This is a genomic window from Vibrio rhizosphaerae (genome assembly GCF_024347095.1).
Taxonomy (GTDB): Bacteria; Pseudomonadota; Gammaproteobacteria; order Enterobacterales; family Vibrionaceae; genus Vibrio; species Vibrio rhizosphaerae.
On sequence record NZ_AP024903.1, the window covers coordinates 3259231 to 3284271 of the forward strand.

The 25041-nt window shown below is 45.7% G+C and carries 16 protein-coding genes, 2 tRNA genes and 2 rRNA genes; 7 read left to right on the top strand and 13 right to left on the bottom strand.

The annotated features are described in order from the left end of the window. Positions 1-16: 16 nt before the first annotated feature. From gspG to gspC, 5 genes are read right to left on the bottom strand one after another with little or no spacing between them, the layout of a single operon-like run. Positions 17-466: a type II secretion system major pseudopilin GspG gene (gene gspG / locus OCV37_RS14165; protein WP_038185901.1), complete on the bottom strand. Its 450-nt coding sequence runs from the start codon at positions 464-466 to the stop codon at positions 17-19. Between the two features lie 44 nt (positions 467-510). After that, the gene (gene gspF / locus OCV37_RS14170; protein WP_038185898.1) at positions 511-1734 is read right to left on the bottom strand and encodes a type II secretion system inner membrane protein GspF; all 1224 of its coding nucleotides are present in this window, start codon (positions 1732-1734) and stop codon (positions 511-513) included. Then, positions 1734-3236 carry a type II secretion system ATPase GspE gene (gene gspE / locus OCV37_RS14175; protein ID WP_038186073.1) on the bottom strand — a complete coding sequence of 501 codons (1503 nt, stop codon included), beginning with the start codon at positions 3234-3236 and terminating at the stop codon, positions 1734-1736. Before gspE ends, gspF begins: the two co-directional genes overlap by 1 nt. Next, complete coding sequence (gene gspD, locus OCV37_RS14180) at positions 3211-5238, bottom strand: type II secretion system secretin GspD (RefSeq protein WP_038185893.1); 2028 nt, start codon at positions 5236-5238, stop codon at positions 3211-3213. Before gspD ends, gspE begins: the two co-directional genes overlap by 26 nt. A 33-nt stretch (positions 5239-5271) precedes the next feature. Then, positions 5272-6171 (bottom strand): type II secretion system protein GspC, encoded by a 900-nt coding sequence (gene gspC / locus OCV37_RS14185; RefSeq protein ID WP_051680893.1) that lies wholly within the window; start codon positions 6169-6171, stop codon positions 5272-5274. Positions 6172-6421: 250 nt separating this feature from the next. On the opposite strand from gspC, the gene hslR reads away from it, so the two are divergent. The 4 genes from hslR to OCV37_RS14205 all read left to right on the top strand — a co-directional run bounded on the left by hslR (position 6422) and on the right by OCV37_RS14205 (position 11723). Further along, positions 6422-6808: a ribosome-associated heat shock protein Hsp15 gene (hslR, locus tag OCV37_RS14190; protein WP_038185890.1), complete on the top strand. Its 387-nt coding sequence runs from the start codon at positions 6422-6424 to the stop codon at positions 6806-6808. Positions 6809-6831: 23 nt separating this feature from the next. Then, positions 6832-7707: an Hsp33 family molecular chaperone HslO gene (gene hslO, locus OCV37_RS14195; protein ID WP_038185887.1), complete on the top strand. Its 876-nt coding sequence runs from the start codon at positions 6832-6834 to the stop codon at positions 7705-7707. Between the two features lie 341 nt (positions 7708-8048). Then, positions 8049-9677: a phosphoenolpyruvate carboxykinase (ATP) gene (pckA, locus tag OCV37_RS14200; RefSeq protein WP_038185886.1), complete on the top strand. Its 1629-nt coding sequence runs from the start codon at positions 8049-8051 to the stop codon at positions 9675-9677. A 123-nt stretch (positions 9678-9800) separates the two neighbouring features. Continuing rightward, positions 9801-11723 carry an AsmA family protein gene (locus OCV37_RS14205; RefSeq protein ID WP_038185884.1) on the top strand — a complete coding sequence of 641 codons (1923 nt, stop codon included), beginning with the start codon at positions 9801-9803 and terminating at the stop codon, positions 11721-11723. Here OCV37_RS14205 and OCV37_RS14210 read toward each other — a convergent pair. From OCV37_RS14210 to typA, 4 genes are all read right to left on the bottom strand, one after another. Next, the gene (locus OCV37_RS14210; RefSeq protein WP_038185882.1) at positions 11709-12626 is read right to left on the bottom strand and encodes a bifunctional GNAT family N-acetyltransferase/hotdog fold thioesterase; all 918 of its coding nucleotides are present in this window, start codon (positions 12624-12626) and stop codon (positions 11709-11711) included. The genes OCV37_RS14205 and OCV37_RS14210 overlap by 15 nt on opposite strands. Before the next feature lie 21 nt (positions 12627-12647). Next, on the bottom strand, positions 12648-13082 hold the full coding sequence (gene dtd / locus OCV37_RS14215) for a D-aminoacyl-tRNA deacylase (protein ID WP_038185880.1): 435 nt from the start codon (positions 13080-13082) through the stop codon (positions 12648-12650). Then, the gene (locus OCV37_RS14220) at positions 13054-13965 is read right to left on the bottom strand and encodes a virulence factor BrkB family protein (protein ID WP_051680891.1); all 912 of its coding nucleotides are present in this window, start codon (positions 13963-13965) and stop codon (positions 13054-13056) included. The genes dtd and OCV37_RS14220 overlap by 29 nt, the downstream gene beginning before the upstream one ends. A gap of 234 nt (positions 13966-14199) precedes the next feature. Beyond that, the gene (gene typA, locus OCV37_RS14225; protein ID WP_038186068.1) at positions 14200-16029 is read right to left on the bottom strand and encodes a translational GTPase TypA; all 1830 of its coding nucleotides are present in this window, start codon (positions 16027-16029) and stop codon (positions 14200-14202) included. Positions 16030-16572: 543 nt separating this feature from the next. Between typA and glnA the strand changes: the two genes are divergently transcribed. The 3 genes from glnA (at position 16573) to glnG (ending at position 20855) form a co-directional block, all read left to right on the top strand. After that, a complete protein-coding gene (gene glnA, locus OCV37_RS14230) occupies positions 16573-17982 on the top strand; it encodes a glutamate--ammonia ligase (RefSeq protein ID WP_038185878.1) in 1410 nt (469 codons plus the stop codon). Positions 17983-18296: 314 nt separating this feature from the next. Then, positions 18297-19346, top strand: coding sequence for a nitrogen regulation protein NR(II) (gene glnL, locus OCV37_RS14235; RefSeq protein ID WP_038185877.1), 1050 nt, complete (start codon positions 18297-18299; stop codon positions 19344-19346). A 105-nt stretch (positions 19347-19451) separates the two neighbouring features. Beyond that, on the top strand, positions 19452-20855 hold the full coding sequence (glnG, locus tag OCV37_RS14240) for a nitrogen regulation protein NR(I) (protein ID WP_038185874.1): 1404 nt from the start codon (positions 19452-19454) through the stop codon (positions 20853-20855). A 298-nt stretch (positions 20856-21153) separates the two neighbouring features. Here the strand turns inward: glnG and OCV37_RS14245 are convergent. From OCV37_RS14245 to OCV37_RS14260, 4 genes are all read right to left on the bottom strand, one after another. Next, positions 21154-21230 (bottom strand) — tRNA-Asp (locus OCV37_RS14245). Positions 21231-21393: 163 nt separating this feature from the next. After that, positions 21394-21509 (bottom strand): 5S ribosomal RNA (rrf, locus tag OCV37_RS14250). An 87-nt stretch (positions 21510-21596) separates the two neighbouring features. Further along, positions 21597-24485: ribosomal RNA gene (locus OCV37_RS14255) — 23S ribosomal RNA — on the bottom strand. Between the two features lie 435 nt (positions 24486-24920). Then, positions 24921-24996 (bottom strand) — tRNA-Ala (locus OCV37_RS14260). Between the last annotated feature and the right edge of the window lie 45 nt (positions 24997-25041).

A 25041-nucleotide genomic window follows, 5' to 3' on the forward strand; every position in this document is an offset into this window, starting at 1 on the left:
ATGCCTGAATCCGCAATTACTGGAAGTCAAGCAGGTTCCAGTTACCGATATCGCTATTATTGCCTTCGCCGCCTTCCTGACCGTCGGCACCATAACTAAAGACATCAATTTTACCCTTATCGCCAGGGCTTAAATATTGATAGTCATTTCCCCAAGGGTCTTGTGGTAAACGCTTGATATAACCACCTTCACGGTAGTTGCGCGGCTCAGGATTCGTTGGTTTTTTCACTAACGCTTCTAGCCCTTGGTCGGTGGTTGGGTATGCATTGTTATCTAATCGGTACATATCCAGAGCATTTTCCAGAGAGACAATATCCGCAATCGCTTTTTTCTGATCGGCTTTCTCTTTATTTCCCAATAGATTCGGGACAACAAAACTTGCCAAAAGCCCAAGGATAACAATCACGACCATCACTTCTAACAGCGTAAAACCACCTTGTTTGCTTACTTGATTTCTTATTTTCATTCCAACTCCAACATTCACGTTTCCGAACCAATGAACAGCTAAGACTAGCGTGTCATTAAATTGTTCATTTCTAAAATTGGCATCAGGGTTGCCATCACGATAAATAAAACTAATCCGGCCATTAATGCTATCAACATTGGGGTAAACAGTCCCAAAGCGATATTCACGGTTGCTTCAAACTGTTCATCCTGGTTGTCTGCAGCACTAATCAGCATTTTCTCCAATTCGCCACTTTGCTCACCACTGGCAATCATATGCAGCATCATCGGCGGAAAAAGTTTAGTTTGTTGCAAAGATTTACGAATACTCGCACCTTCTCGGACTGATTCTGCCGCTTCTTGTACTTTTTGCTTCATATAGGTGTTTTCCACAACATCTTTGGCAACAAGCATTGCATCGAGAATTGGAATACTACTCGAAGAACAGATTGCTAGGGTGCGTGCAAAACGAGAGGTATTCAGACCCCGTACAATTTTACCAATCATGGGCACACTCATCAGTTTACGATGAAATGCAAAGCGGATATGAGGGCGTTTTAAAGCAGACTGGATGAATGCCCATCCGCCTAAAACCAGCAACAGAACCAACCATCCCCATTCCTGAACAAAATGACTCATATTCAACAGAAGCTGAGTCGAGGTTGGCAGGGTTTGCCCCATTTGAATGAATTGTCCGACAATTTTAGGCACGACAGCCGCTAAGAGAAATGCAACGATCGTCACCGCAAAAACAACCAGCACAATCGGATAAATCAGCGCCTGTAATAACTTAGAACGCATCTTTTGCCGGTTTTCTGTATAGCTGGCTAATCGATTGAGAATCATATCCAGATGCCCGGATTTCTCCCCGGCGGCAATCATGGAACGAAACAAGCCATCAAAAATATGGGGGTAATCTGCCATGCTGTCCGCTAAGGAAAACCCCTCAGTCACTTTCGAGCGCACCCGGGTGAGAACACTGCGAATCCGTGGTTTTTCTGTTTGCTCAATCACCGCTTGCAAACACGCTTCCAACGGCATTCCTGACTGGAGTAATGTCGACATTTGTCGGGTTAACAACGCAAGATCCGTCGCTCCAATGCCTCTTTTCCACGACGTATGACTGCTTTGCGTTTGATTATTTTTCTGCGCTTGTGTGGCCTGAACAGCAATTGGGGTCAGCCCTTGCTCTTTCAAGCGCTGACGAACGTGACGGGCACTATCGCCCTCGATCACACCTTTCTTTCGTTTGCCTTTGAGATCAAGCGCCTGATATTCAAATGCTGCCATCAGACCTCCTCAGTGACCCGTAACACTTCTTCAAGTGTCGTGACCCCGGCCCGAACCTTGTTTAGCCCATCCATGCGAATACTGGGACACGACTCACGAACTTGCTGTTCGACTGCCTGCTCACCCGCTTCGGTATGGATCAGTGATTTGACTTTCTCATCAATCACTAATAACTCATGAATCCCGGTTCGTCCCCGGTAGCCTTTGTAATGGCATTTCTCACACCCTTTCGGAGCATACAGTGTCAGAGGTTCGTCGGCTTGAACATCGAATAATTCACGTTGTTCTTTGTCAGCCTCAAATGGCTGTTTACAATCGGGACATAACGTACGAACTAACCGCTGAGCCAATACACCAACGAGAGATGATGACACCAGAAAAGATTCAATCCCCATATCTCTCAGTCGTGTGACCGCACCAATCGCGGTATTCGTGTGTAAGGTGGAAAGAACCAAGTGACCGGTGAGAGACGCCTGCACAGCAATTTGTGCAGTTTCTAAATCACGGATTTCTCCGACCATCACGACATCAGGGTCTTGCCGTAAAATAGCTCTCAAGCCTCGGGCAAACGTCATATCAACTTTGGGATTGACCTGTGTCTGGCCGATGCCGTCAATATCAAATTCGATCGGGTCTTCAACCGTCAGAATATTTTTCTCATTGCGATCCAATTCTTGTAAGCCGGCATAGAGCGTCGTCGACTTACCGGAACCGGTCGGTCCCGTCACCAATAAAATACCATGTGGTCGCTGCAGTAACTCTCGGAATCGAACAAAAATTTTCTCGGTCATTCCCAGACTATAGAGATCCATTTGAGTCGCATTTTTATCCAAAATACGCATGACCACCCGCTCCCCATGTGAGGAAGGCATGGTCGAAACACGAACATCAACAGCTCGTCCACCAATTCTCAGCGAAATACGACCATCTTGAGGAACCCGCTTTTCTGCGATATCCAGCTTTGCCATGACCTTGACACGCGAGACCAATAAAGGGGCGAGCTTACGGCTGGGAGATAATACCTCACGCAGCATGCCATCAACCCGAAAACGAATTGATAAAGACGTTTCAAAGGTTTCAATATGGATATCAGAGGCTTCTTCCTTGATAGCTTCACTCAACATGGCATTAATCAGCTTGATAATTGGCGCATCATCATCTGAATCCAACAAGTCTTGATTATTGGGCAGCTCTTCCGCGAGGGCAAAGAAATCATCATTATCGGCACCAAGATCTTCCATCAGCTGGCGAGTTTCCGATGTGTCTCGTTGATAGACCTTCGTCAGTCTTGCCTCAAACTCAGCTTCAGGAAGCGCCACCAGCTCAAACGATTTTTGCAACACCCGTTTGGCCTCAGCCACAGCCGCAATCGATACCGGCTCAACATAGTAGAGATGGGGGGTCTCATCTTCATGTGAGGCGTCAAATACGAGCTTATACCGGTTTGCGAAACTAAAAGGTAAACGCTGCACAACCCTACTCCTGATCCTTAGGAATCTGATCAAGAAATGCCTGAAGTTCTTCCGGATAATGGTTCTGTAAATTAAACGCAGGTATCACCGGCGTTTTCTTGCCATTCATCAATTTCAGACCTTTCTCTGCTTTCACAAGCTGCTCAGCCCGGATGAAATTATATTTCCGCTGAGTTACACCATCTGCCGTCATCCCATCACGGATAATTGTCGGTTTGATAAAGACCATCAGATTTCGTTTCTCAACTTTGGTACTCGTTGAACGGAATAGATAACCTAACAGAGGGATATCCCCTAGAATGGGAACTTTGGAGTCACTTTCTTGAGTGCGTTCGTCGATCATACCGCCCAAAACCAGCATTTGACCATCTTTGACCATCACGGAGGTATTCAACTGTCGTTTGGCAAAGCGAACATCAACCGCACCGTCAGCGGCCAGAACATTCGATACTTCTTGCTCGATCTTGAGCATCACCGAATCCCCTTCATTGATTTGGGGAACAACCTTCAATTTGATCCCGACTTCTTTCCGGTCAACGGTTTGGAAAGGGTTGTCATTACCGGAGCTTGACGTCGCGCCAGTTAATACAGGCACTTCTTCACCCACCACAAATGAGGCCTCACCGTTATCCATGACCGTAATACTCGGTGATGACAAAATATTTGAGTTAGAGTCTCTGGAAACCGCACTGATCAGTGATGTCCAATCGCCCATCACGAGGCTGACCGCAGCACCTTCGACACCGCTCAGCGCATCAGATAACGACTTATAATCTCCCGATTTGCTGGTCGTGTAGGGGCGTCGATTACCATTATTATCGGTGTAATACTCGGTACTTTTCTGCTCTTTCGCTTCTTCAAGACCAACCATCACCTTACCGATAGACGCACCACTATTACCAAACTGGATGGCCGAGCCACTTTCAATCGAGCCCCATTGGACTCCAAGATTAATCCCTTCGCCTTCAGACATTTCGACAATCAGGGCTTCAATCAGTACTTGCGCCCGCCGAATATCCAATTGGCTGATCACATCCAGCAAAGGTTTCATAATATCTTGTGGCGCACTGAGAATCAGAGAGTTGGTGTCCTTGTGTGCGGCAATTGTGACGTCAGTCCGGCTCGAAGGCGCTGACTTTTGCTCCCCCTGTTTTTCCGACTGAATGTTATCGGAAACCCCTTTCAATACATCGACCAAGTCTTCAGCTTTTGCATACTTTAGATAAACAACCCGATGGTTGCTTTTGGTCGCCATTTCAATATCGAGTCGTTTGATTAACCGGACGATCCGTTTTCTGACTTTCGGATCTCCGGAGATCAGAATCGAATTGGTTCGATCATCGGCAACCACTTGTGGCTGGAGAATTTGTGGCAGACTTCTCGTCTCTTTATTGGTGTCGAGTGCACTGACGATCCGCACAATTTCCGGTGCCGAAGCATTGGTCAATGTCACCACATCAATATCAGTATTTCCGGCTTGGTCAACGCGATCAATAATCTGAGCCAAACGGTCAACAACAGCGGCCCGTCCGGTCAACAAAATGATATTTGCAGGCTCATAATGAACCACGTTACCTGAGCCGGCATTGTTCACTAACTGACGCAACAACGGCGATAACTCTTTCACCGATACATTGTGAACAGAGACAACCCGAGTGATAACACTGTCAGCATCTATTTTACTGGATGAGTCCAAGACCGGGATTGCTGAGGTTTTGGCATCTTTGGATTTAATGACTTTCAGAACACCGTTGTCCATTTCAACCACGGCAAAACCATAGACTTCCAAAACATTCAGAAAGAAACCGTAGTATTGGTCATCACTGAGCGTGTCATAACTTCTTACGTCGATTTTCCCTCGCACAGAAGGGTCAACAATAATTGTTTTATGTAAGTTACGACCGACAATGTTAATAAATTCCTGAATATCCGTGCCTTTAAAATTGACGCTGTACTCATTCGCCAACGCTGCCGGAGAAAGCATCATACTTCCCAGTAACAACCACGTGCTTTTTTTTAGCCAATACTTCACGTCTTCACTCCCTCAATGCCTAGCGACGCTGCATTAAAATTGAATATATATGTCATGAGTCTGTCCATCTCTCTCGACTGTAATTTTTACATTCGAAAGGTCTGATAAAACGGAGGCGATATCTGACATTGCATTTTCCTTTCTTAAGTCGACATCATTTAACGCAACCGCAATATCACCGTTCTGTAATCCGACAGATTGAAATAACTCTGGTGAACGTCCGGGACTCAAGCGGTAACCGAGAATATCATCGTCACGCTTCATTTGAGACAAACGAACATATTGGAACAAAGTCTGCGGATTCTCCGCAATTTCATGTTTGATTTCTGCCAACCGTTCGGGCTGAGTACTCAGTTCACCCGTATCATAATTAACAAAGTCATCTGGTGCCGGATTGTTCAGCCCAGAATGGGGTTGGATGTTCACATTCCCCAAACGACTGTACTCAACATCTTCCAACATGAGTGTTTCATTTCTACCGGCATTACGAATAATCACTCGATCATTCAAAACGGACTCCAGTGTCACCCGAGTCCCTTCAATGCGTTCATTCAATCCGTAAGTTGCCTGCACACCTTTATAATCAATGATGGCAAGATCTTCCGCGTTATGATCACTAACGACAACACCAACAAGTTTGAGATTTAATTTTGTTTTCGGAGCATTGACGACACGTTCTTGAACAACTGGTTTGTCATTCTGTTTTTGTTGTTGACCAAACAGTTGCTTTTCTTTCACAAATGCGCTGTCAAAACTATTGGTGGAACCTCGCACTTCTTGAGCAGAAGAGGGTTTCCATGACTGAATCTGCATCGTATCAAATGGTGCCCAGACCAACTGACCAAATATCCAGACGGCAACCAACCATATTCCCGCAGAAATAATGGTGCTGAATAATGATTGATAGTGAATGAAAGAACGCAATAAAGACATGAACAACGCAGGTACTGAGTTCTTTAGTGTGTCAACGTGTGGCAATCTCTAACCCTTTGAATTTATCCCTGATTAATCGGTGTAATCAATTATGTTACGCCATATTAAGATCCTGACTAATATAACACACCCATTTTACTATCCACTGTTTTATACTCAAATTTCATCATTTTCTTGAAAACCTAGGTATAAACCACCATTTACCCTTTTATTATTGAGTAAAACAACATATTTAGAGGACGATTTTGCGATGAGTTCTATGGAAGAGCCGGTACGGCTAGATAAATGGCTCTGGGCTGCGCGATTTTATAAAACCCGTTCAATTGCCCGGAATATGGTTGACGGTGGCAAAGTCCATTATAATGGACAACGGTCGAAACCAAGTAAAATCGTAGAAGTCGGTGCAACTGTGACCCTTAGACAAGGTCAAGAAGAAAAAGTTGTCATTATTGACAAAATATCGGACCAACGCAGAGGCGCACCCGAAGCTCAAACCTTATATACAGAGACGGAAGCAAGCATTCAAAAACGTGAAGCCCATGCAATGCAACGTAAATTGAATGCGCATAACCCAAGTCCGGATAAGCGTCCCGATAAAAAGCAACGACGTGATATCATTAAATTTAAACATCAATAAAGAACAAAGCTGGAGTTTCCTTCATGGCAAGCAATATGTTAAATCGCTACCTGTTTGACGAGTTATCAGTACGTGGCGAACTGGTACAACTGGATGACGTCTACCAACAAGTCGTATCCGCTCAGGAATATCCGGCCCCGATTCAATCTCTGTTGGGAGAACTACTCGTTGCAACCTCTCTTTTAACTGCAACCCTCAAATTTGAAGGTTCAATTACTATGCAGATTCAGGGGAATGGCCCTGTGTCGCTGGCTGTCATCAATGGCGATCACGGACAAAATGTTCGGGGCGTCGCCCGATGGAAAGGCGATATTCCTAAAGAAGCCACCCTACGTCAACTGATGGGCGACGGGCATTTAGTGATTACTATCGATCCGGATAAAGGGGAACGATATCAGGGAATTGTTGCTTTGGACGGCGACTGCTTAGCCGATGTTCTGGAAACTTATTTTGAACAGTCTGAGCAGTTAAAAACACGATTATGGCTCAGAACGGGCCAAGTAGAAGAGAAACGCTGCGCAGCAGGAATGCTGTTACAAATTATGCCTGATGGCACTGGGTCTCCCGACGATTTCGAACACCTTGAACAGCTAACCGATACGATTAAAGATGAAGAACTGTTTTGTCTGCAAGCCGATGAATTACTCTATCGTTTGTACAACCAAGAAACCGTTCGGCTGTTTGATCCCCAGCCAGTGACGTTTCACTGTGGTTGCTCTCGGCAACGGTGTGGGGCTGCGATTATCACACTTCCCGAAGAAGAAGTACAAGAGATGCTGGCAGAAAACCCTGTCATTGCGCTTCATTGCGAATACTGCGGAACGGATTACCAATTTGATGAAAACGATATCAAAGAGTTACGTTACAGCGCACTGGAACAAAACAAAACCATTCATTAATTTCCGCTCATTATTAAGCAATTTTTTCGCACTTCAAAGCCAGTTGAAAAACTGGCTTTATTTATTATTTCTTAATATAAAAAACTACTTCTTTCATAAAAACCAACATTTTATCAACACTTAATTTTCATAAATTAATAATTTCTGTCACCTAGTCTAAACTACTTCCTATACGTTAGAATAACTTACCCAGATATGTGACGAGACACCTAAATACTCACAGGAAATGTGGGTATTTTTTGAACCATCTCCCTGTTTTAGATGGCCCTCGTTGCTAGCATGGCTTACAGATAACAAAAGAATTCTTACAAAATCTCTACAATTCCTACAAAGGAGCACCTATGACCGTAATGGAACAAATAAAGGCTGCAAATATGGATCTGACCTCTTATGGCATCACCGATGTAACTGAAGTAATTCATAACCCGAGTTATGAGCAGTTATTTGAAGAAGAAACGGCCCCTCACTTAGAGGGCTATGAAAAAGGTATTGTCACTGAATTAGGGGCAGTTGCTGTTGATACGGGTATTTTTACCGGCCGTTCTCCGAAAGATAAATACATCGTGAAAGATGACACCACCAAAGATAATTTTTGGTGGACGTCTGACACAGTAAAAAATGATAACAAACCTATCACGCAGGCAGTTTGGGACGATCTGAAGCAGCTAGTCACCAAACAGCTTTCAGGAAAACGGTTGTTCGTCGTCGATGGTTACTGTGGAGCCAACCCCGATACTCGCCTTTGTGTCCGTTTTATTACGGAAGTTGCCTGGCAAGCACATTTTGTGAAAAACATGTTCATCCGTCCTAGTGACGAAGAACTGGCAACATTCGAGCCCAGTTTCGTGGTGATGAATGGTGCAAAATGTACTAACCCTAACTGGAAAGCACATGGTCTGAACTCAGAGAATTTCACGGTCTTTAATCTGACCGAGAAAATGCAGCTGATTGGCGGAACTTGGTACGGTGGCGAAATGAAAAAAGGGATTTTCGCCATGATGAATTATTTCTTGCCGCTGAAAGGTATTGCATCAATGCATTGCTCTGCCAATATGGCGAAAGATGGCGATGTTGCAGTTTTCTTTGGCCTGTCCGGCACTGGGAAGACCACATTATCGACGGATCCTAAACGCGCACTGATTGGTGATGACGAACACGGTTGGGATGATGACGGTGTCTTCAACTTTGAAGGTGGATGCTATGCAAAAACCATCAAACTTTCGAAAGAAGCAGAGCCTGATATTTATCACGCGATCCGCAGAGATGCCTTGCTTGAAAATGTCACCGTGCGTACTGATGGGACAGTTGATTTCGATGATGGCTCCAAAACGGAAAATACCCGGGTTTCTTATCCGATTTATCATATTGATAATATCGTTAAACCGGTCTCGAAAGGCGGACATGCCAGCAAAGTTATCTTCCTGTCTGCTGATGCGTTCGGCGTTCTGCCTCCGGTTTCTAAACTAACCCCTGAGCAGACCAAATATCACTTCCTTTCCGGTTTTACCGCAAAATTAGCCGGTACAGAACGAGGCATTACTGAACCGACACCGACGTTCTCGGCTTGTTTCGGTGCAGCATTCCTGACTCTGCATCCAACCAAATATGCGGAAGTACTTGTCAAGCGGATGGAAGCAGCCGGTGCAGAGGCGTACCTCGTCAATACAGGCTGGAATGGCACAGGAAAACGGATTTCAATCCAAGATACCCGGGCAATCATTGATGCCATCCTTGACGGTTCGATTGAGAAGGCACAAACCAAAACCATCCCGATCTTTAACCTTGAAGTCCCAACGTCACTGCCGAACGTCAATCCTGAGATCCTTGATCCCCGGGATACCTATGTCGATGCCCTGCAATGGGAAAGCAAAGCCAAAGATCTTGCCTCTCGTTTCGTGAAAAATTTTGATAAATATACCGATAATGATGAAGGTAAGGCACTGATTTCTGCCGGACCACAACTCGACTAATGTGTCATTAAAAGTCTCACTAAGCCCCTATTTCAGGGGCTTTTTTTAATAGTACGAATTTTGTTGATGCCAAGCGATTTTTGTTCCAATCTGTTAGACTGAACGAAGCAGCGGTCTTAAATAATGAAAACAGGTATTATCCGGCTATTCCTCACATGTATTCTACTCATCCTGATAGGGATCACCGTCGGGATCGTGGTCATTCAGTCTCGCTATATCACACCTGTTGCTCAATGGACCATCCAGAAAATAGGACTCCCTGAGTTTCATGCCCAAAAAATCAGTTACCAATATCCGTTCCATCTGAAGTTTGAGCACGTCAGACTGTCTCAACATCAGGCGCCGATCCAAACCGTAGATGTTTGGGTGAACCCGTACCAAAGCACTCTCAATCAGCTGGTATTCGATAGTGTGCTCATTGATGGCTTGACACTGGACAACGATCAAGCATCGTTCCCCCAGCCATTAGAGCACTTAAAAATCAACCAGCTTGCGATGCGCAACCTTTCTGTTGCAACGGCCGACAATCTGATGATTCACGGGCTCAATGTACAAATTCAGCATCCGACGTGGAATGCAACAAATCCTTATCTGCCGGATGGTGATATCCAGTTGTATGCGTCTCAGGTTAGTTGGCAAGGGGAAACGCTAACCGATCTACTCATCACGGGTAATCATCAATCACAACATAGTCAGATTGACAGCCTGACCGCCAAATGGCGCGGGGCATCACTCTCTTTACAAGGCAAAGCCGACGGTCAACGCTGGTCAATAGAAAATTTAACCACAGACAAACTAAGTCTATCTCTGTCTCAATTTCAGCAACTCTCTTATAAATTCAGCAGTCTGATTGAAACACACATCGCACAGATTGATCGACTTGACCTGTTAAACAGTCAGTTCAATATGCCGCGTATTCAGCTCAATAATTTCGACTTATCACTTACTGATTTTCATCCGGCTGGCACTGAATCGCTCTGGAAACAGAACCATGCAGAACTATCATTGGACGCAGAAAGTCTTGTCCTTGATAAAATGATGTGGGTAGAACCGAGTATCAACCTCATTCTGACGCCCGGTCAGTTCGATGTTGATGACTTTAGTGCAACCCTCATGGACGGGCAAGTCCATGCATCCGGCTCGATCACACCGGAGACAGCGACCATCCGGGATTTGCAGCTTCAGAGCATCAAAATGTTTATCGAGTCAGGTTCTGAGCCTGATATCACTTGGCTTGCATCGCTGATCCCATCATTCAAACAAGTAAATGTGGAACAACTGAAAATTCGGAATAGTCAGATTATCCAGCTCGCCCGCCAGCCGTATTGGCAATTATCAGGCATTAATACCGATATCGATCATGCGCAACTGCTCAATGCTCAACGGTGGGGATTATGGCAGGGTTCGGCAAGAATTTCCGTCAACAATCTTAGCTATGGTCAGTTCGTGGTATCGCAGGGATTAGTCGAAATGCACAGTCAGGCGCAGAACTGGATACTGGATCGGCTATTTCTTCCTTTCGCCAAAGGATATCTGGCCGCTAAAGGACAATGGCAATATGGCTCGAAAGGTGCACCGTGGCAATTTTCAGTTGATGCGGATAGTCTTCCTCTCAACCTGTTCAAACATCTTCCGCTCGGTATACAAGGGCTTGCGGACCTGTCCGGTTCGGCGCAGGGGCTTTCCGGAGACGCCGTGATTATCAATCACACTTTAAGTGGCCTGTTGAATTTGGATATCAGAAATGGCCGACTTCAACTACCTGATACCCATGATCCAAAAGACTTTATGGTTGACGCCATGCAAATCACCGCTGATCGAGGCACAATCACCGTCCCTGAAATTCACCTCAATGCCGATGATCTCAATGCAACCCTCAGTGGCCGTTGGGATTTGACTCAGTCAGAATCTGGCTCATTAACACTATCGGTTAGCTCTGGGGAAACACGCCATCATTACAATTTGTTGGCACCAAAAGCAGAGCCGCTGACACCTCAGCCCGAAGCTGGCCTCACGCAAGAAACATCCAATTCATCGACCAATTAAAGATTTATAATTCGGGATCAACATGTATGTTCCGACAAACTGAACTGCAGGTTGCTCCCCACTTTTAATGGTCACATTGACAATGATCCGAGCTTTACGCCCAGACTCAAGACGATCCAGATCACCACTAATATCATCTAATGACGTAACGGCAACCGGATTCTCCCAAATGGGCTGCCGATAGCGGATACGGCTATCGACCATCACAATATCCCCATAAAGGCTACGCTCCCGCATGAGCAACCATGCCATCCCCCATCCTGTTAGCGTGGCTAAGGTGAAAGCAGAGCCGGCAAACATAGTATTATGAGGATTAATATTGGGATTCATCGGTGCGTAACACTCAAACTGATAGCCAGTATACTGGTTAATCTTAATGCCCATTTTTTCACTGATCGGAATCTGGTTTTCCCAGCGTTCCTGCAACTCAGAACACCACTGCGGTTTGCGCTGAACATTCGCCATCGGATCCAGTGTTTTCACCATCTGTTGATGCCGGATAGGGCCGCGTTCATCACTCAGTTCACCGCGACGCTCAAAGCCATTTTTTTCATAAAATGCAATCGCATCTTCTCTGGCGTTACAGACCAACCGTTTCGCACCCTCCTGGCGAGCAAGAGACTCTAAAGTCACTAATAGCAGTGACCCCATCCCCCGGCTCCGGCGATTCGCTTTAACCGCCATATACCGAATCTGCCCTTCACAATCAGGCGTAATATATAATCGACCGACAGCCATTGGACGCCCGCGGCTATCAACAATCATCCGGTGATGGCTCATTGGATCATATTCGTCCCGCTCAGATCCTAAAGGCAAATGCCATGGCTCACGCAGCATTTGCCAGCGAAATAAATAGTATTTATTCAGCTGGTTCTCCGTCTGAGGACTAATAATCTTAAACATGAATTGTCCCTATCTTATTGATTAAACCTGTAACCAGAAGGTCACTGGTCCATCGTTAACCAACGCAACTTTCATATCCGCAGCAAAGCGACCTCTTCCGGTAGGAAGAACGCTGGCACACAGCTCAGCGAAATAGTCGTATAATCGCTCAGCATCGGCAGGTGCCGCTCCACGAGAAAATCCAGCGCGTGTTCCCTTTTTCGTATCTGCCGGTAAGGTAAATTGTGAAACCACTAAGACTTCTCCGCCCACTTGTTGAACATTAAGATTCATCTTACCCTGTTCATCTTCAAATACGCGATAAGTCGTCACACGCTCAACAAGACGCTTCGCTTTGGCTTCATCATCATCTTTTTCTACCCCCAGCAATACCAACAGCCCTTGCCCGATATTGCCTACAATCGAACCGTCCACAGTAACGGATGCTTCACTTACTCTCTGAATCAGTGCGATCACGATGTATCCTTTTTTCTTCACCCTTATCAATCAATGCTTCGGATTTTAACATGTCCTCCCGCCAAGATTCATGTTCCCCCAAAGACGCTGTTATTTCTGCGCCGAATAGAACAATCAACCAAGAGAAATAGACCCAAATAAACAAAATCGGAATCGCAGCCAACGCGCCATAGATCACTTGATAAGAAGGGAAATGGGTAATATAGGCCGCGAACCCGGCTTTACTGATCTCAAATAGTAATGCGGCAACGAGCGCGCCTGATAACGCATGAGTCAGCTTTACTTTCTTATTCGGTACAAGCACATACAATCCGGTGAACGCCGCAAATGAGAGTAAGAATGGCAACCGTCTGAGCACCCATTGGGAAAAACCGTGAAAGGTTTCGTTAGAGACCAAATTGAATGAGGTAATATACGATGTCACAACCAGACTGGCGCCGACCAGAAACGGCCCCAAGGTCAAAACCATCCAGTACATCGAAAAGGAGAACACCCAGCGACGCTTCTGATGAACCCGCCAGATATAATTCAACATCTTATCAATATTAGAAATCAGCGTCAGTGCAACGACAAACAGGAATAGTCCTCCCAACGCTGTCATTTTGCTCGTATTCGACACGAAATCATGTAATGCCTGATTGACGGCTTCCCCTGCGGCGGGCAAGAAATGTGTAATGACAAAGGTTTGAATGACATCTCCGGCATCATTAAAAGCAGAAAATGCAGACAGAATCGACAGTAGTACCGTCACCATCGGGACAAAAGACAACAACGAGATATAAGCCAGATAACCGGCATTCACCTGAATTCGATCATGAATGACCCGGTGTAACAGATACCGGGCAAAGGCCCCCCAAGTATCGACTATTTTTTGTGTATTCACGACAGATACCTCATCAGCACACCGCGGTGATTGTATAGATGACAAAATCGTTGTTTGAAGATGATATATAAGTCAGAGAAAAAATTTTATCCCTTTTCTTATCACCATTGAGCAAGAATATGCATTTAGATTAGCAGACTAGCAGGATATCCACTGCGTGACTATCTCATCCCACGCATAAAATAAAAAAGGCGGAAACAATGTTCCGCCTCTATCATATCAGTCCGTTAAGACTTACTTTCCGCCACGATTCGCTCTTTTACGATCATTTTCGGTCAAATGCTTCTTACGAATCCGAATACTCGCAGGTGTTACTTCCACCAACTCATCATCATCAATAAATTCTATCGCCTGCTCTAATGTAAATTTAATCGCCGGAGACAGAACCTGTGCTTCATCAGTACCAGAAGCCCGCACGTTGGTCAGCTGCTTACCTTTCAAACAGTTTACCGTTAAATCATTTGAACGGTTATGAATACCAATTACTTGCCCTTCATAAACTTCATCAGCGTGTTCAGTGAATAGACGCCCACGCTCCTGCAAGTTAAACAATGCGTAAGTCAGCGCTTTACCGGTCGCGTTAGAAATCAACACACCATTATTACGTTGCCCGATAGAGCCACCTTTGTGTGGACCATAATGATCGAAAGTATGGTATAGCAGACCCGAACCAGAAGTCAGCGTCATAAATTCAGTCTGGAAGCCGATCAAGCCACGAGAAGGCATGATAAAGTCCATACGAACGCGACCTTTGCCGTCCGGAGACATATCTTTCAACTCACCTTTACGCACACCGATGTTTTCCATGATGCCACCTTGATGCTCTTCCATCACATCAATCGTCACCACTTCAAAAGGTTCAAGTAGCTGGCCGTTCTCTTCTTTCAGAATAACTTCAGGGCGAGAAACCGCGAGCTCAAAGCCTTCGCGACGCATATTCTCGATCAAAATCGACAAATGCAACTCACCACGACCGGAGACTCGGAATTTGTCTGGATCGTCGGTTTGTTCAACGCGCAGCGCAACGTTATGAACCAACTCTTTTTCCAAACGTTCCAGAATATTACGAGAGGTGACAAATTTCCCTTCTTTACCGGCAAAAGGTGAAGTATTCACCTGGAAAGTCATCGTAACTGTCGGCTCATCAACTGAAAGTGCCGGTAACGCTTCAATGTTATTCACATCACAAATCGTATCTGAGATTTTCAGCTCACCCAGACCTGTAATGGCAACAATGTCACCTGCGGTAGCACGCTCAACTTCGTGTCGCTCCAGTCCCAGATAACCGAGGACAGTCCCGACTTTACCGTTTCTCTTCTTACCATCTGCACCAATAATGCTCACTTGCTGGTTCGATTTAACGGTTCCGCGAGTCACTCGACCGACACCGATAACGCCGACATAAGAGCTATAATCCAACTGGGAGATTTGCATCTGCAACGGCCCATCCAGATCAACATCAGGTGAAGCAACATTATCAACGATGGTTTGGAAAAGTGGTTCCATATTCTCGCCGGTTTCGCCTTCTTCTAGCGAAGCCCAGCCGTTTAGTGCTGAAGCATAAACCACTTGGAAATCTAACTGCTCATCGGACGCACCCAGATTATCAAATAGATCAAATACTTGATCCATTACCCAATCGGGACGAGCGCCTGGTCGGTCAATTTTGTTAATAACCACAATCGGTTTCAATCCATGCGCAAATGCTTTTTGCGTGACGAAACGGGTTTGCGGCATTGGACCATCAACGGCATCAACGATAAGCAGAACAGAGTCAACCATGGACATAATCCGCTCAACTTCACCACCGAAGTCCGCGTGTCCAGGGGTGTCAACGATATTGATATGGTGATCGTGCCAGTTAATCGCTGTATTCTTAGCTAGGATTGTAATGCCACGCTCTTTCTCAATATCATTCGAGTCCATGACTCGTTCTTCAACTTCACCGCGAGACTGTAAAGTTCCGGATTGTTGTAATAGCTTATCAACCAAGGTTGTTTTACCGTGGTCAACGTGCGCAATGATCGCAATATTTCTTAGTTTATCAATCTGTGGTGTTGTCATGGATTCATCATCATTGTCAAAGTTCAATTCCCGCTCTTTGATGTAACTGGATTTCGGGATAAAAAAAACGCTCAATAATGTACCAGATTTTGAAGAAATGCCCAGAAATATGTGATCTAAAACAAGCTTATTTCTTCTATTCGTACATCAAATCACTCTTCTATAGTTTAGCCTTTGCAATCCATCATGTTAAAAAAACAGTTGCGATCAAAATTTTTCACGGCCAGAAAGCGGAAAAAACCGTCAAATGCCGTTTGACAAATTGCCTATTCATAGGGCTGAATAGAGAGGTGTTTGGCAACTATTGGTGCAACCCAAATTAAACCGCACCACAATAGTGCATTACGCAAATCATTTTAGTGCAATGATTGATAACTGAAAGCTCATTATCTTATTAATGCATTGAATTTAAAGGATTTTTAATCATGGCACGATTTTGGCTAGTAAACTTCTAGCTTCAGTTAACGTGATAAACACAAAGTTAATTGATGCTTAAACCAAGTCGAGCTTTTACCGATTTTTTAACACTGGAGGTTGTCCAAGATGTCAGTAGAAAATGTTCTATCGCTGATCCAAGAAAACGAAGTTAAGTTTGTTGATTTGCGCTTTACAGATACAAAGGGTAAAGAGCAACACGTTTCTATTCCTGCTCACCAAATCGATGCTGACTTCTTCGAAGAAGGTAAAATGTTTGATGGTTCATCTATTGCCGGCTGGAAAGGAATTAACGAATCTGACATGGTCTTGATGCCAGATGCCTCAACTGCTGTTTTAGACCCATTTACAGAAGACTCCACATTAAATATCCGTTGTGACATTTTAGAGCCAGCGACCATGCAAGGTTATGATCGTGACCCTCGCTCTATCGCACAGCGCGCTGAAGAATATATGCGTTCAACCGGGATTGCGGATACCGTTCTATTCGGTCCGGAACCTGAATTCTTCCTGTTTGACGATGTAAAATACTCAACCAGCATGTCTGGTTCTTTCTACAAAATCGATGATATCGAAGCTGCGTGGAATACAGGCTCAGAGATCGAAGGCGGTAACAAAGGTCACCGTCCAGGCATTAAAGGCGGTTACTTCCCTGTTGCTCCTGTGGACTCATCTCAAGACATCCGTAGTGCCATGTGTTTGATTATGGAAGAGATGGGATTGGTTGTTGAAGCGCACCACCACGAAGTTGCAACCGCAGGCCAGAACGAGATCGCTTGCCGTTTCAATACCATGACGCTGAAAGCAGATGAAATCCAAATCTATAAATACGTTGTCCATAACGTTGCTCATGCATTTGGTAAAACTGCGACTTTCATGCCGAAACCACTTGTTGGAGACAACGGCTCTGGTATGCACTGTCACCAATCTCTGGCAAAAGACGGTGTCAACTTGTTTGCCGGTGATAAATACGGCGGTTTGTCTGAAACTGCGTTATTCTACATCGGTGGTATCATCAAGCACGCTCGTGCAATCAACGCATTCGCAAACGCTTCAACAAACTCATACAAGCGTTTAGTTCCAGGATTCGAAGCACCGGTTATGCTTGCTTATTCTGCTCGTAACCGTAGTGCATCAATCCGTATTCCTGTGGTACCAAGCCCGAAAGCTCGTCGTATCGAAGTTCGCTTCCCAGATCCAACAGCTAACCCATATCTTGCTTTTGCAGCAATGCTGATGGCTGGTCTGGACGGTATTAAGAACAAGATTCATCCTGGAGATTCAGCAGATAAAGACTTGTATGATCTGCCAGCAGAAGAAGCAGCACAAATTCCGACAGTTGCAGAATCTCTGCAACAAGCACTGGAAGCTTTGGATGCGGATCGTGAGTTCTTAACAGCCGGTGGCGTATTCTCTGATGATTTCATCGATTCTTACATCGCTCTGAAATCAGATGATGTGACTCGCATCAATATGACAACTCACCCACTTGAATTCGACATGTACTACTCTGTATAGTCCGCATTTCATACTCTTGTTATCAGGCCCGCCTCTGGCGGGCTTTTTCATACCAACTAAAGATTACTTATTGAAATATAATCATAAATCTTTTAGTAAACCTCACAAATAAAGGGCATATCAGGCAAGATAATTGCATTCATATCTAAAGTAATAACCCATGGCTACCGTTGTCGTGAAATTGGACTCAAAGCATTGTTGGACGGGCTAATTTCAAAGAAGAGAAACTTGTATTTATCCCTTAGTTAGCCATACTCATACTATTAACGCACCATTTTTGTGCAATGCTTCATTTTGGAACATGGTAACCATTCATGAATAGTGAACTTAGTACGACAATATTGAATAATATTGTGACATCCACACTAATACTGGATGAGTCTTTATGTGTCCGCTATGCAAACCCTTCTGCGGAGCAATTATTCTCACAAAGTGCCAAACGGATTATTAACCAGCCTCTCTCCAATTTAATTCAACATGCATCTCTTGACCTCGCACTCCTCTCTCAACCCCTGCAGAGTGGTCAAAGTATTACCGATAGTGACGTAACATTTGTGGTTGATGGTAAACCTCTGATGCTAGAAGTGACGGTTAGCCCATTAACTTGGCAAAAAAAGTTAATGTTATTAGTCGAGATGAGAAAAATAGGTCAACAGCGTCGTCTGAGTCAGGAGTTAAACCAACATGCTCAACAGCAGGCTGCAAAGTTACTTGTGCGAGGGTTAGCTCATGAGATTAAGAATCCACTCGGAGGTCTGAGAGGCGCTGCACAACTGTTAGAAAGAATGCTCCCAGATCAGAATCTGACAGAATATACACAAATTATTATTGAGCAGGCTGACCGGCTTCGCTCTTTGGTTGACCGGCTACTTGGACCACAAAAGCCAGGAAAAAAACGGTCAGAAAACTTGCACTTAATTCTGGAGAAAGTCCGTCAGTTGGTTGAGCTTGATGCGCGTTCTCACCTTGTAATTGAGCGGGATTATGACCCAAGTTTGCCCAATATTATGATGGATATGGACCAAATTGAGCAGGCACTACTGAATATTGTCAGTAATGCTGCACAAATTTTGTCATCACAGCCACATGGTAAAATCACACTTCGCACCAGAACAGTGCATCAAGCCAATATACATGGACAACGGCACAAGCTCGTTGCGCGAATTGAAATCATAGATAACGGACCAGGAATTCCAAATGAGTTGCAGGATACGCTCTTCTATCCGATGGTCAGCGGGAGAGAAGGAGGGAGCGGACTGGGATTATCGATTTCTCAAAATTTAATCGATCAACATAATGGCAAAATCGAGGTGGAAAGCTGGCCGGGACGGACTGTTTTTACCATTTATCTGCCAATTAATTAATCATGACTTGTTCAACGACATGAATTCATGAAAAAACGATTTTAGAAGTAAAAAATTTTAACGCTTTCAACGTTAGTCACAGATGCTGTTTAAGGAATACTGATTATGAGTAAAGGATACGTATGGGTTGTTGATGACGATAGTTCGATTCGATGGGTCATGGAAAAAACCCTGTCTTCAGCCAACATCAAGTGTGAAACTTTCTCCGATGCAGAAAGTGTTCTGATGGCTCTGGAAAGAGAATCCCCTGACGTACTCGTATCTGACATACGTATGCCCGGTATCGACGGTATTGAACTGTTGCATCAAGTCCACTCTCGCTCACCAGAACTCCCTGTCATCATTATGACAGCTCATTCTGATTTAGATGCAGCCGTCAATGCTTATCAAAAGGGGGCTTTTGAATATTTACCTAAACCTTTTGATGTTGATGAAACATTAACCTTAGTCGAACGCGCGATTGCCCATGGCCAAGAACAGCGGAAAGATCAGACCGGCCGCCTGACCAATACGGATGATACCCCGGAGATTATTGGCGAGGCTCCAGCCATGCAGGAGGTATTCAGAGCCATCGGACGCCTTTCCCGCTCTTCAATTTCTGTTCTGATCAATGGTGAATCAGGAACGGGTAAAGAGTTAGTCGCTCATGCTTTGCATCGACATAGTCCACGAGCACAAAAGCCATTCATTGCCTTAAATATGGCAGCGATCCCGAAAGATTTAATTGAATCAGAGTTATTCGGTCATGAAAAAGGAGCATTTACCGGTGCCAATAACGTCAGACAGGGACGTTTTGAGCAGGCCAACGGCGGTACGCTCTTTCTCGATGAAATCGGTGACATGCCACTTGATATCCAAACGCGTCTATTGCGAGTCCTCGCTGATGGGCAGTTTTATCGTGTCGGCGGGCATTCGGCAATCAAAGTGGATGTACGAATTGTAGCAGCAACACACCAAAACCTTGAAAAACTTGTTCATCAGGGTAAGTTCCGAGAAGACCTGTTCCACCGTTTGAACGTCATCAGAATTCAAATTCCCGCACTCAGAGAACGCCGTCAGGATATAGAAAAGCTGGCTAAACACTTTTTAGCTCTGGCAGCCAAAGAACTTGGCGTAGAGATGAAAACGCTACATCCCAAATCATTAGAGATTCTGAATCGTCTTGATTGGCCGGGCAATGTGCGGCAATTAGAAAACATGTGCCGTTGGTTAACTGTGATGGCAAGTGGCACAGAAGTGCTTCCGAATGACTTACCTTCCGAACTTTTATCAGAAAAGAAAAATATTGAGTTCGACAATGATACCAGCTGGCAGAAGCAATTGGACGCTTGGGCAAGAACGGCGCTGTCTGCCGGAGAAACGGATCTGCTATCCTATGCTTTACCTGAATTTGAACGGATTCTGCTAGAGGCTGCATTAAACCATACCAATGGGCATAAACAGGATGCAGCTAAAGTATTGGGATGGGGACGGAATACGTTAACCCGAAAACTCAAAGAGCTCTACTAAACATCAAGGATGATTAAATAGGGTATTGAATGATTTCAGTGGCTATTCGTCAGCAGTCGGACAGAACTAGCCACAACTCCCCCATTCCATCTGAGAACAGACCGATGAATCGGGCGATAAAACGTGAACCACTCTGCCGACAAACAACCAGCGGAGAAACGTCACAAGACGCCTCTTTTAAAAACGAAAGCCAAACGCACTGAACGACCGCACCACCTGACCGGCCAATCACAATAATGATATATCTCACCGCCAGATACGAAAAAACCCCAGCATTGCTGCTGAGGTCTTAAACAAGTGGCGGAGCGGACGGGACTCGAACCCGCGACCCCCGGCGTGACAGGCCGGTATTCTAACCAACTGAACTACCGCTCCACTGAGGTATTTCTCTCTAAATAAAGTCTTATCAATAACCGCTTTATTTAGAAGTTTGTCGCTGTGCGATGAGGATTTTGAAGCGAGACGCGCAGTGTGCAAACGCACATGAGCATCGCAGCTATCAAAAGCATCAAGCTTCAGTAGACAAACTGCAAATAAAGCCTGGCGATGTCCTACTCTCACATGGGGAGACCCCACACTACCATCGGCGCTGTTTCGTTTCACGACTGAGTTCGGCATGGAATCAGGTGGGTCCAAAACGCTATGGTCGCCAAGCAAATTCTTCAATTCGGAAAGCCGTCTTTTTTGTTCTCTACACAATCAATTTGTTCTTATTGAGCCACAAAACCCCTTCGGTGTTGTATGGTTAAGTCTCACGGGCAATTAGTACAGGTTAGCTCAACGCCTCACAGCGCTTACACACCCTGCCTATCAACGTTCTAGTCTCGAACAACCCTTCAGGACGCTTGAAGCGCCAGGGAGAACTCATCTCAAGGCTCGCTTCCCGCTTAGATGCTTTCAGCGGTTATCGATTCCGAACTTAGCTACCGGGCAATGCGATTGGCATCACAACCCGAACACCAGAGGTTCGTCCACTCCGGTCCTCTCGTACTAGGAGCAGCCCCTTTCAATTCTCCAACGCCCACGGCAGATAGGGACCGAACTGTCTCACGACGTTCTAAACCCAGCTCGCGTACCACTTTAAATGGCGAACAGCCATACCCTTGGGACCGACTTCAGCCCCAGGATGTGATGAGCCGACATCGAGGTGCCAAACACCGCCGTCGATATGAACTCTTGGGCGGTATCAGCCTGTTATCCCCGGAGTACCTTTTATCCGTTGAGCGATGGCCCTTCCATTCAGAACCACCGGATCACTATGACCTGCTTTCGCACCTGCTCGAGCCGTCACTCTCGCAGTTAAGCGGGCTTATGCCATTGCACTAACCTCACGATGTCCAACCGTGATTAGCCCACCTTCGTGCTCCTCCGTTACACTTTGGGAGGAGACCGCCCCAGTCAAACTACCCACCAGGCACTGTCCTCACCCCAGATAATGGGGCCAAGTTAGAACATCAAACATACAAGGGTGGTATTTCAAGGTCGGCTCCACAATCACTAGCGTGACTGCTTCAAAGCCTCCCACCTATCCTACACATGTAGGCTCAATGTTCAGTGCCAAGCTGTAGTAAAGGTTCACGGGGTCTTTCCGTCTAGCCGCGGGTACACTGCATCTTCACAGCGATTTCAATTTCACTGAGTCTCGGGTGGAGACAGCGTGGCCATCATTACGCCATTCGTGCAGGTCGGAACTTACCCGACAAGGAATTTCGCTACCTTAGGACCGTTATAGTTACGGCCGCCGTTTACCGGGGCTTCGATCAAGAGCTTCGCCTAAGCTAACCCCATCAATTAACCTTCCGGCACCGGGCAGGCGTCACACCGTATACGTCATCTTACGATTTTGCACAGTGCTGTGTTTTTAATAAACAGTTGCAGCCACCTGGTATCTGCGACTCTCATCAGCTCCATCCGCAAGGGACTTCACCAGCAAGAGCGTACCTTCTCCCGAAGTTACGGTACCATTTTGCCTAGTTCCTTCACCCGAGTTCTCTCAAGCGCCTTGGTATTCTCTACCCGACCACCTGTGTCGGTTTGGGGTACGATTTCTTGTGAACTGAAGCTTAGAGGCTTTTCCCGGAAGCATGGCATCAATGACTTCATCACCTTGGTGACTCGACATCGTGTCTCAGCCTATCGTAGAGCCGGATTTGCCTAACTCTACAGCCTACGCACTTGAACCTGGACGACCGTCGCCAGGCCCACCTAGCCTTCTCCGTCCCCCCATCGCATTCACAACAAGTACGGGAATATTAACCCGTTTCCCATCGACTACGCCTTTCGGCCTCGCCTTAGGGGTCGACTCACCCTGCCCCGATTAACGTTGGACAGGAACCCTTGGTCTTCCGGCGAGGGGGTTTTTCACCCCCTTTGTCGTTACTCATGTCAGCATTCGCACTTCTGATACCTCCAGCAGACTTTACAATCCACCTTCAACGGCTTACAGAACGCTCCCCTACCCAATATACAAAAGTACATTGCCGCAGCTTCGGTTTACAGCTTAGCCCCGTTACATCTTCCGCGCAGGCCGACTCGACTAGTGAGCTATTACGCTTTCTTTAAATGATGGCTGCTTCTAAGCCAACATCCTAGCTGTCTGAGCCTTCCCACATCGTTTCCCACTTAGCTGTAATTTGGGACCTTAGCTGGCGGTCTGGGTTGTTTCCCTCTCCACGACGGACGTTAGCACCCGCCGTGTGTCTCCCGGATAGTACTTACTGGTATTCGGAGTTTGCAAAGGGTTGGTAAGTCGGGATGACCCCCTAGCCTTAACAGTGCTCTACCCCCAGTAGTATTCGTCCGAGGCGCTACCTAAATAGCTTTCGGGGAGAACCAGCTATCTCCGAGTTTGATTGGCCTTTCACCCCTAGCCACAAGTCATCCGCTAATTTTTCAACATTAGTCGGTTCGGTCCTCCAGTTGATGTTACTCAACCTTCAACCTGCCCATGGCTAGATCACTCGGTTTCGGGTCTATATCCAGAGACTAAACGCGCAGTTAACACTCGCTTTCGCTACGGCTCCCCTAATCGGTTAACCTTGCCACTGAATATAAGTCGCTGACCCATTATACAAAAGGTACGCAGTCACCCCACAAAGGAGGCTCCTACTGCTTGTACGTACACGGTTTCAGGTTCTATTTCACTCCCCTCACAGGGGTTCTTTTCGCCTTTCCCTCACGGTACTGGTTCACTATCGGTCAGTCAGGAGTATTTAGCCTTGGAGGATGGTCCCCCCATCTTCAGACAGGATATCACGTGTCCCGCCTTACTCGTTTTCACTCTCATAACGCCTTCGGTTACGGGGCTATCACCCTCTATTGCGTGCCTTTCCAGACACTTCACCTAACGTTATCAAAGCTTAAGGGCTAGTCCGATTTCGCTCGCCGCTACTTTCGGAATCTCGGTTGATTTCTTTTCCTCGGGGTACTTAGATGTTTCAGTTCTCCCGGTTCGCCTCATTAACCTATGAATTCAGTTAATGATAACTGCTGCTGCAGTTGGGTTTCCCCATTCGGAAATCGCAGACTCAAGTGGCTCTTACTGCCTCATCTGCGCTTATCGCAAGTTAGTACGTCCTTCATCGCCTCTGACTGCCAAGGCATCCACCGTGTACGCTTAATTACTTAACCATACAACCCGAAGAAGTCTTTTTTGCTTGGTCTTTTTCCCTGAATACGGCGTTAGCATCGAAGGCTGCTTGGTTGCTATCAGACGATAGCGCCCTGCGACATCCTTCTTGCTGCCTTGTCTCAGGCAAAAATCCTCAGCGCAAAAACCTAAGGGTTGATATCATCAACTAATTAGGTGTCACACAATATTTTATACATGAGTGTGTGACTTGGTTTTGCCGGACTCAATTTGAACACACAGTTGCCTGTGTATTCCCAAGAACACTTGATTGTGTTGGTCTTTCTCTTTCGAGAAAGTATTGAGAACTTTTACAAATAATCATCTGTTTCCAAAGAAACAAACATTATTTTGTCAGCTTTCCAAATTGTTAAAGAGCAATGATTTTGTATCGACAAAACCATGTTTAAAGATTCTTCATTAAAAACCCTTAAAGATGGTGGAGCTATGCGGGATCGAACCGCAGACCTCTTGCATGCCATGCAAGCGCTCTCCCAGCTGAGCTATAGCCCCAGATACGACTCTTTGCTTATAAACCAAATCAATCTGTGTGGACAC